The sequence below is a fragment of the Stenotrophomonas sp. YJH_SMC_81 genome, assembly GCF_059370875.1.
Map to the genome: position 1 here is coordinate 186,972 of NZ_JCAFUB010000005.1, position 8,363 is coordinate 195,334.

Here is an 8,363-nt window from a genome sequence, read left to right on the forward strand (position 1 = left end):
ACGATCAACGGTTCGGCAAGCGGGCGCGAGGATCGCGTGCATGGGCCGTTCAATGGCCCCCGCGGCGGCGTCCGGCGCCCAGCTTGCGGGTAAGGGTATTGCGGCCAAGGCCCAGGCGGGCCGCGGCTTCGGCACGGCGGCCGTGGGTGATCTGCAGCGCGGCCTCCAGCAGGGCATGGTCGACCCGCTCGCGCACCTGCGCGTGCAGCCCTTCCACGCCTTCGGCCAGCTGACGGCGTGCCCATTCGGCCAGCAGCGCTTCCCACTGCCCCGGATCGGCTGCGCTGGTACTGCTGCGGCGCCCGCGCGCGCGGTTCAGCGCGGTATCGACATCGGCCACGCCGATGGTGTCGGCGGCGGCCAGCGCGGCCATCCGCCAGCACACGTTCTCCAGCTCGCGCACATTGCCCGGCCAGTCGTGCTCGCGCAGCGCCTGCAGGGCCGCGGCGGTCAGGCGCTTCGGCGGCGTATCCAGCTTGCGTGCGGCGGCAGCCAGGAAGGTGCTGGCCAATTGCGCGATGTCCTCGCGGCGCTCGCGCAGTGGCGGCAGCTGCAGGCGCACCACGTCCAGGCGGTGCAGCAGGTCGGCGCGGAACTTTCCTTGTGCAACCAGCCCTTCCAGGTCCTGGTGGGTGGCGGCGACCACGCGCACGTCGACGCGGATCAGTTCGCGGCCACCGACGCGGAAGAACTCGCCCTGCGCCAGCACGCGCAGCAACCGGGTCTGCAACGGCAGCGGCATGTCGCCGATCTCATCCAGGAACAGTATGCCGCCATCGGCCTGCTCGAAGCGGCCGATATGGCGGCGCTGCGCGCCGGTGAAGGCGCCGGCCTCGTGGCCGAACAACTCGCTTTCCAGCAGCTCGGACGGGATTGCAGCGGTATTGAGCGCGACGAAGGGCCCCTGCGCGCGCGGTGATTCGCGATGCAGCGCATTGGCCACCAGCTCCTTGCCGGTGCCGGTCTCGCCGGTGATCAGCACCGCCAGCGGTGCCTGCGCCAGGCGACCAATGGCGCGGAACAGCGCGCGCATCGGCGGGGTATCGCCCACCAGTTGCGGCGGTTGGTCGCTATGCGCTTCGGCCGCAGGTGTGGCCGCCGCCAATGCCGGTGCGACGGCCGGCAGCACCCGTTGCGCCAGTGCCACCGCATCGTCCAGATCGAACGGCTTGGACAGGAATTCATGCGCACCACCGCGGAACGCGCCGGCCGTGCTGGCTACATCGGTATAGGCCGACATCACCACCACCGGCAGCTGCGGCAGCGCGGCCTTGAGCTTGTCCAGCAGCACAAGGCCATCGTCGCCGGGCATGCGCACATCGGTGAACAGCAGCGCCGGTGGCGGGCCTTCGCTCAACGCCTGCAGGGCGGGTGCGGCGCTGTCGAAATCGAGGACCTGGTAGCCCGCCTCGCGTAGCGCGGTGCACAGCACGAAGCGCACGGCCCGATCGTCATCGACCACCCAGATGCGCTGCGGGGACGAAGAAGACTCAGACATCGCGCGGGGCCTCCTCGGCCGGGGCGGCGCCGTTGCCGATCGGCAACAGCAGGGTGAACACGGTATGGCCCGGGCGCGAGCGGTAGGTCAGCGTGCCGCGATGCTCGCGCGCCACCTGCTGGGCCAGCGCCAGGCCCAGGCCAGTGCCTTCGGCGCGGCCACTGACCAAGGGCAGGAACAGGTGTTCAGCCAGTTCCTCGGGAACGCCACGGCCGTCGTCGGCGATTTCCAGGCGCAACGCCAGCGTGTGCAGCTGCTCGGCAATGCGCACGCCATGCTCCACGCGGGTACGCAGGGTGATGTTGCCGGCGCCGGCCTGGATCGCGTTGCGCACCAGGTTCCAGACCGCCTGGGTGAGGCGGTCGGCGTCACCATGGAATTCGGGGATGCTGGGGTCGTAGTCACGCTGCAGGCGCACCGCCCAGCCGGCTTCGCTCTCGGCCAGGCGCAGCACGCGTTCCAGCGCGGCATGGATGTTCAGTTCGGCATGCGGCGCGGCCGGGGCCGGCGACAGCAGCTGGTCGAGCAGGCCGTTGAGGCGCTCGATCTCCGAGCCGATCAGTTCGATCAGCTCACGTTCGCTGGCCTCGCGCTGGGCCGCGCGGCGGGCCAGCAGCTGGGCCGCACCCTTCAACCCGGCCAGCGGGTTGCGCAGCTCGTGGGCCAAGCCCTTCAGCGCCGCGCTGAGCGCGCTGGGCAGGGCCTGGGTCGGGTCCAGCCCGGGGAATTCGTCGACCGGATGCGCCTCCAGCAACCAGCCGCCATCGTCGCGGCGGCTCATCCAACCCTCGGCGAAGCGCGGCGCCTCGCCGGGCACCGCCAGCGCCAGCCGGTTCAGGCGCAGGCTGTCGCGCTCGTCGCGGGCCAGGAAATGGGCCAACGCCTCGCCCTGCACTTCCAAGGCGGCCAATGGCCGACCCAGCAGGCGCCGGACGCTGACGCCCAGCCAGCGGGCGAAGGCCGGATTGCAGCCGGCAATGCAGCCATCGGCCCCGGCCCAGGCCAGCGGCGTGCCCAGGGCATCGAGGGTCGGCGGCGGTGCGGGGTCGGACATTGCACCAATGTAGTGCAAAACGCGGGGTTCGGGGTCGGATCCCTTTCCGCCTGGAAAGGGCTCTGACCCCCTGCTGCAGGTCGAGCAAGCTCGACCACTACCAGATGCGTGGCCGGTTACAGCTTCATGTTGAGGCCGACGAACACGCTGCGACCCGGGGCCGGCGAGAACATCGGGCGGGCGCTGTCCCAGAAGAAGCTGTCGTACCAGGCGTAGGCGTACTCGCGGCCGGTAACGTTCTTCAGCTGCAGGTCCACGCTGAAACGCGGGGTGAGCTGGTAGGCCGCGCTGAGGTCGAGCACGGCGAAGCCTCCGAACTTGCCGGCCACGTTGCGCTCTTCCAGGTAGTAATCGCCCTGTGCACGCGCCTGCAGGCCCAGCCGCAGCGCATCCGTGGCGCGGTAGTCCACGCCCAGGTTGCTGATGTGGCGCGGGGTGGCGGCCACTTCCCGGCCCTGCAGGGAAATGCTGGCATCGCGGTCGTCGCGGGTGATCTTCGCTTCCTGGTAGGCGTGCGACGCCCATACCGTCCAGTCGTCGCCCAGCTGCAGGCTCAACTGCGCATCCACGCCGCGCCGGCGGGTCTTGCCCAGGGTGACCGTGGTGCCGGTGGCCGGCATGTTGGACACCTCGTTTTCCGCGTCCTGCTGCCACACCGCCAGGCGTGCCTGGCTGCCGGCAAACGGCTGGAATTTCAGGCCCAGCTCCATGCCGGTGTTGGTGGACGGCTGCATCGGTGCCTGCCCTGGGGTGAGGTAGGCCGGTGCGGTGGAGCCGGTCAGTACCTGGAAGGTGCGGCCCCAGTTTGCGTAGACATGGGTGGTCTGGCCCAGGCTGTGGATGACGCTCAGCTTGGGCTGGCCGATGCTGCTGTAGTCCTGCAGGCGGCCGTAGACGCCGTTCATCAGGTGCGTGCTGCCACTGAAGCGATCGATACGATAGGCCGGCACGATCTTCCAGGCCTCGACGGGCTGGTAGACGGCCTGCACGTAGGCGCCCCAGTTGTCGAAGCTGTGGCGATCATTGTTCTGCACCCGCGCTGGGGGCTGGCTGAAATCAGTGGGTTCGGCGTAGGCGTAGCGCTCCCGGAGGTAGCCGTTGTCCTGCTGCTCGTAGTTCAGGCCACCTTCGACGGTGAGCGTGGGGCTGGCCTGCCAGGTGAGCGTGCTGAGCAGGCCATGCTGCCGCTCGTCCCATATGCGGCGCTGGCGCGGCAGGTTGCCGGTGGGCAGGTCGCTGAAGGTCACGCGGCGGTCGTCTTCGTAGCGGTTGTAGTACAGCCGGGTGCCGAAGGTGATTGCGTCGGACAGTTTCATGTCCAGGTGCGCAGCAAGCTGGCGCATGTCGCGGTCATCGCCATCGTTGCCGTTGCGCAGCTCGCTGCCACGGCGGTGCGTGCGCAGCTCGTCGGCGGTCATGAAGCCGGGTTCGTCGGCTTCGTGGTGGTACGCACGGGCGGTCAGACCCACGCGCAGGCCGTCGTCCAGCGAGCCGTAGAACCACTTGCCGCCCAGCGAATATTTCTTCGAGGTGTCGTGGTCGCGGTAGCCGTCGCTGGCCTGGGTGCCAACGAAATAGTTCTGCGCGAAGCCATTGGCTTCACGGCCAACTGCCAGCTGCGCATCACGAGTGTTGTAGCTGCCGTAGGCCAGGCGCGCATCGGTGTAGCTGCCACCCTGGCGCGTACCGAAGTTCACGTTGCCGCCGATGTTGTGCAGGCCATAGCGCGGGTCGTTGGTCCCGCGCACTACTTCGATGTAGCTGATGTCCAGCGGGAACAGCATGTCGATGAAGCGCTGGTTGCCGCTGTTGACGTTGCTGGGGATGCCATCGATCAGCGTCTTGATGGCATTGAGGTAGCCCTCACCGTTGAAGGCGCGGAAGCTGACCTTGCCCGATTCGGCGCCCTGCCGGGTTTCGGTGAGCTGGATGCCGGGCATCTGCCCGAGCAGTTCCCAGCTGTGCGAGACGTTGCGGTTTTCGATCTGGTCTGCACCCAGGACGTCCACCGAGGTCAGTACCTGATGCGCACTGAGCTGGCCTTCGCCGTGCTGGTGCACCTGCACCTTGCCGAGAGTGAGCGCGGCGTCGGCCGATTGTGCGAAGGCTTCAGGAGCAAACGGTGCGGCCGCGAGGGCGGCCACCAGGGTGGGAGTCTTCATGGGAAGAGGCGGCTGCGATAAAATGTAATTATATAACATTTCACATGTAGCCGTTGTAGAGTCGAGCCACTCTCGACTGCTCCTGGCAAACGGCAGTCGAGCGTGGCTCGACTCTACAAAGACGGGTGGCGAGGGGGATTACACCGGGTAGCCGGTGGCTTCCCGTGCCTTCTTCCAGGCGGCTTCGAATTCACGCGCGGAGATTTCGTCGTCCTCGTCGAAATCCAGGAACGACACCGGCTGGTCGGCCAGCAGGAAGCGGTCGTCGCTGTGGGCATGCTCGTCGGCCCAGACCATCTTGGTCCCGTAGATTTCCACCTGCCGCACGATCTTCTCGCCACGCGCTTCCATCAGCACGTTGCCCTTGCCCAGGCCCGATTCGGCCCAGTGCTTGTAGTACTTCTTTGCGGCCGATTTCGCGCCGGATTTTGCGTTGTGCTTTGCGTAGGTCATTGCAGGAGCCCTGGCCGCAGGCGCGGCCGGAAAGTACGGAATGGCGCCATTATCAGGCATCCGGGGTCAGAGCCCTTTCCTTTGGAAGGGATCCGACCCTTGCCGGTTCAGTTCGGCAGGGGCACGCCCTTCGGCCACAGCATCCAGATGTTGCCCTTCTGCTTCATGTCGCCAGCCAGCTTGCCGGCGGCATCGCCGCTGCCCCAGTACAGGTCGGCGCGCACTTCGCCGGCGATGGCGCCGCCGGTGTCATGCGCAGCCACCGGGCGCACCACCGGGGTGCCGTCAGGGCGCGTGGTGGACAGCCACAGCAGGCTGCCCAGTGGCACCACGGTGCGATCCACTGCCACGCTGTAGCCGGCGGTGAGCGGCACGTTCAGTGAACCCCGCGGGCCCTCCGGGCTGTCCGGGTTGCGCACGAAGAACACGTAGCTGGGGTTGCTGCGCAGCAGTTCCGGCACGCGCGCGGGGTTGGCCCGTGCCCAGGCGCGGATCGCGTCCATGGTGACGTCTTCCTTCTTCAGCTGGCCCTGGTCCACCAGCCAGCGACCTATGGCGCGGTAGGGATGGCCGTTCTGTTCCGCGTAGGCCAGCCGCACCTGCTTGCCATCGGCCAGGCGCACGCGGCCGGACCCTTGGATCTGCAGCAGCTGCAGGTCCATCGGGTCGGTCAGCCACGCCAGCACCGGGGCCTTGGCGCCCTTGGCCGCGATGGTGCCGGCGTCGTCATAGGGCTTGAGCACCTTGCCTTCGACGCGACCGCGCAGGCGCTTGCCCTTCAGTTCCGGGTAGAGGCTGTCCAGCTGCACCACCACCAGATCATCGGGCGTGCCGTAGACCGGTACCGTCGCCTTGTCGGTGCGGGTGAGGCTGCCGGGGTAGATCGGCTCGTAGTAGCCGGTGATCAACCCGTCGGCCTGATGGCCACCGGCACGCAGCGCGTAGGCATCGAGGTCGCGCTGCAGGAACTGGCGGATCGCGGCCGGGTCCTTGTCTGACACCGCTGCGGCGGTGGCGCAGGGTTTGGCCCAGACCGCGTCGTTTTTCAGGCGGGCGCAGCTGCTGCGCCAAGCCACGAAGCCCGCCTGCAGATCAGCGTCGGAGACTGCGGGCAGGGCTTTCCAGTCGACCTTGGCGTAGGTGGCCGCCGGCGGCGGGGTCGGCGTGGGCGCTTCGGAGCCCGTGCGGGGAGCGGTGGTGGCGCAACCGGCGAGCACCGCCGCTGCCAACAGGGTCCAGTGCTTGCGCTTGAAGAAGGTAGCGGAATCGATCATGCCGCCATGGTGGAGTGCCGGCCGCTGTGCGGCAACCCAGCGCGGGGTCAAGCGTTCATGCGCGGTGTCACGGCATCTGCAGCAGCAACGAATGCAGGATGCGGGCGTCCTCGGCATCCAGCGTCTTCGGCAGGTCGTCGCGGCCACGGAAGCGGCGGTGGAAGGCGGCGACGGTGGCGTCGCGGTTGTCGAGCGGATAGCCGAAGCGGGCCAGCGCATTCCACCCATCGAAGCCTTCCGGTGCCGCGCCGTCGGCCGCGCGCGGCCACACGCCGAACCCGGCCTCGGCCAGCTGCTGCCATGGGAAGAAGCGGCTCGGATCCTGCTTGCGCGTCGGCGCCAGGTCGGCATGGCCGATCACCTGGCGCGGCGGGATGTTCAGGCGCGTGGTGAGGTCGCGCAGCAGCACGATCAGCGATTCGATCTGTGCCGCACTGAACGGGCTGCGGCCATCGTTGTCGAGTTCGATGCCGATCGAGGCCGAATTGAGATCGGTGATGGTGCCCCAGCGCCCGGCCCCGGCGTGCCAGGCACGGCGCTCATCGGCGACCAGCTGGTAACGATGGCCATCGGCGCCGATCAGGTAGTGCGCACTGACCGGTCCACCGCTGTTGGCGGTGCGCAACGTATGCAGGCTCTGCTGCACCGACTTCTGCTCGGTGTGGTGGATGACGATGATGACCGGCGTGCGCGCGTTCTGGTTGGGTGACGGCACCCAGGTGGCGAGCGGGTTGTGCTGCACGGGCGCGGTGGCGGTGCAGGCCGAAAGGGCCAGGGCCAGCAGTGTGGGAGCCAGGAGGCGGGGGCTGATCATGGGCGGATTGTAACCATGGACTGAGGCCACCGTTCGATGCCGCGTGCAGAACGACGTCACAGGTGGCCCGACGCACCGACGCATGGCGGAAGCACAGATCAACAGAATTTTTCTGAAACAACGAGGCGATAGATCAGTCAGAGAACATGAATCTCAAGAAGCAGCTCACAACAAACGCATCGAAGGAGAACACAACATCAAACGTCATCGCCGAAATAGAACAGCACACACTTTCCATCATCCTTTCCAACCAAGCTTATTGGCCGAACGGTATCACCACCATCAACTGAAATCTCTACATGCATGTCCTGGTCCTCGAAGGTCAAAAGCTCCTCAATAAGACCCGTGATCGTCTTGCCACGAACCAGCCAGGGAGACTCATTCAAAACCCACCCTCCAATCCTCCTGAAATTTGAATCAGACGTCCCAAGCCGGGCATTTCGGCTGCCGAGCGCCTTCACTGAATTCGGCGCTCGGCCAGCCGGCCTGCCACTCAACCCCGGAAGAACGACAGGTTGTACAGGAACAGGCCCCGCACCACGATCGTGAGCGGGAGCTCGAAGAACGCGGAGCGGTGCCGCAACGCCATCCGGATGAACATCACCACGGTCAACATGGGTGCACTGAGGCTCGACATAAGCTTGACCCACCACTTCGTCACCTTGATTGCGCCGCTCATGTTCATTACCTGCCGAGCTGATTGAATCTGTTCCAATCAATGACGGGTGCAAATGGCCCCTGCGGCCGCCGAGGGTGACCACTTCCCGGAAAACGTATGCTCAGTAGGAAGTGAAGTGCCTCGCCGAAAGCCCAAAAAGAATCAATGAAGAAACCATCAGACAAAGTTCAAGGCGCCCGCAAACGCGGTACAGCATGAAACGCAGAATCGCCACGAGAGTGAGGACCGGCAGGCTGGCCAGTCCAAACATGAGGATGTAGCGAATCGAGCTCTGCAGCAGATCACATGCATAGAGCGCCACCCCCAGCATCTGGCCGCAGCCGGTGAAGGTGATGCTGAATGTGAAATTCAGAAGTACAAGCGCCCATGCGACCAAGCATAGCGACCATATGGATAGATACACGTTCTTCAACATGTGAACACCTCGAA

General features: G+C 66.4%; 9 protein-coding genes. 1 reads left to right on the forward strand and 8 read right to left on the reverse strand.

Annotated features, from left to right (window positions below):
* Positions 1-49: 49 nt before the first annotated feature.
* The 6 genes from ntrC to AC5P8U_RS12780 form a co-directional block, all read right to left on the reverse strand.
* The gene (gene ntrC / locus AC5P8U_RS12755; RefSeq protein ID WP_252744277.1) at positions 50-1,498 is read right to left on the reverse strand and encodes a nitrogen regulation protein NR(I); all 1,449 of its coding nucleotides are present in this window, start codon (positions 1,496-1,498) and stop codon (positions 50-52) included.
* Positions 1,491-2,552: a two-component system sensor histidine kinase NtrB gene (locus tag AC5P8U_RS12760; RefSeq protein ID WP_072167356.1), complete on the reverse strand. Its 1,062-nt coding sequence runs from the start codon at positions 2,550-2,552 to the stop codon at positions 1,491-1,493. Before AC5P8U_RS12760 ends, ntrC begins: the two co-directional genes overlap by 8 nt.
* 116 nt (positions 2,553-2,668) lie before the next feature.
* Positions 2,669-4,714 carry a TonB-dependent receptor gene (locus tag AC5P8U_RS12765; RefSeq protein WP_188241383.1) on the reverse strand — a complete coding sequence of 682 codons (2,046 nt, stop codon included), beginning with the start codon at positions 4,712-4,714 and terminating at the stop codon, positions 2,669-2,671.
* Positions 4,715-4,852: 138 nt separating this feature from the next.
* Positions 4,853-5,167: a hypothetical protein gene (locus AC5P8U_RS12770; protein ID WP_053461818.1), complete on the reverse strand. Its 315-nt coding sequence runs from the start codon at positions 5,165-5,167 to the stop codon at positions 4,853-4,855.
* 107 nt (positions 5,168-5,274) lie between these two features.
* The gene (gene mltA, locus AC5P8U_RS12775) at positions 5,275-6,441 is read right to left on the reverse strand and encodes a murein transglycosylase A (RefSeq protein ID WP_088496499.1); all 1,167 of its coding nucleotides are present in this window, start codon (positions 6,439-6,441) and stop codon (positions 5,275-5,277) included.
* A 67-nt stretch (positions 6,442-6,508) separates the two neighbouring features.
* Entirely contained in the window at positions 6,509-7,255 is a 747-nt protein-coding gene (locus AC5P8U_RS12780; protein ID WP_171956317.1) for an N-acetylmuramoyl-L-alanine amidase, read from the reverse strand.
* 146 nt (positions 7,256-7,401) lie between these two features.
* Here AC5P8U_RS12780 and AC5P8U_RS12785 point away from each other — a divergent pair, with 146 nt between their 5' ends.
* Positions 7,402-7,545, forward strand: coding sequence for a hypothetical protein (locus AC5P8U_RS12785; RefSeq protein WP_171956318.1), 144 nt, complete (start codon positions 7,402-7,404; stop codon positions 7,543-7,545).
* 203 nt (positions 7,546-7,748) lie between these two features.
* Here the strand turns inward: AC5P8U_RS12785 and AC5P8U_RS12790 are convergent, their stop codons facing one another.
* Both AC5P8U_RS12790 and AC5P8U_RS12795 read right to left on the reverse strand, forming a co-directional pair.
* A complete protein-coding gene (locus AC5P8U_RS12790) occupies positions 7,749-7,934 on the reverse strand; it encodes a hypothetical protein (RefSeq protein ID WP_447896891.1) in 186 nt (61 codons plus the stop codon).
* Positions 7,935-8,034: 100 nt separating this feature from the next.
* Entirely contained in the window at positions 8,035-8,349 is a 315-nt protein-coding gene (locus tag AC5P8U_RS12795) for a hypothetical protein (protein WP_171956319.1), read from the reverse strand.
* Between the last annotated feature and the right edge of the window lie 14 nt (positions 8,350-8,363).

Excerpts from the sequence above, each read along its gene's own strand:
- AC5P8U_RS12795 (WP_171956319.1), bottom strand. The coding sequence starts at position 8,349 with ATGTTGAAGAACGTGTATCTATCCATATGGTCGCTATGCTTGGTCGCA.
- AC5P8U_RS12780 (WP_171956317.1), bottom strand. The coding sequence starts at position 7,255 with ATGATCAGCCCCCGCCTCCTGGCTCCCACACTGCTGGCCCTGGCCCTT.
- AC5P8U_RS12760 (WP_072167356.1), bottom strand. The coding sequence starts at position 2,552 with ATGTCCGACCCCGCACCGCCGCCGACCCTCGATGCCCTGGGCACGCCG.
- mltA (WP_088496499.1), bottom strand. The coding sequence starts at position 6,441 with ATGATCGATTCCGCTACCTTCTTCAAGCGCAAGCACTGGACCCTGTTG.
- AC5P8U_RS12785 (WP_171956318.1), top strand. The coding sequence starts at position 7,402 with ATGAATCTCAAGAAGCAGCTCACAACAAACGCATCGAAGGAGAACACA.
- AC5P8U_RS12790 (WP_447896891.1), bottom strand. The coding sequence starts at position 7,934 with ATGAGCGGCGCAATCAAGGTGACGAAGTGGTGGGTCAAGCTTATGTCG.
- ntrC (WP_252744277.1), bottom strand. The coding sequence starts at position 1,498 with ATGTCTGAGTCTTCTTCGTCCCCGCAGCGCATCTGGGTGGTCGATGAC.
- AC5P8U_RS12770 (WP_053461818.1), bottom strand. The coding sequence starts at position 5,167 with ATGACCTACGCAAAGCACAACGCAAAATCCGGCGCGAAATCGGCCGCA.
- AC5P8U_RS12765 (WP_188241383.1), bottom strand. The coding sequence starts at position 4,714 with ATGAAGACTCCCACCCTGGTGGCCGCCCTCGCGGCCGCACCGTTTGCT.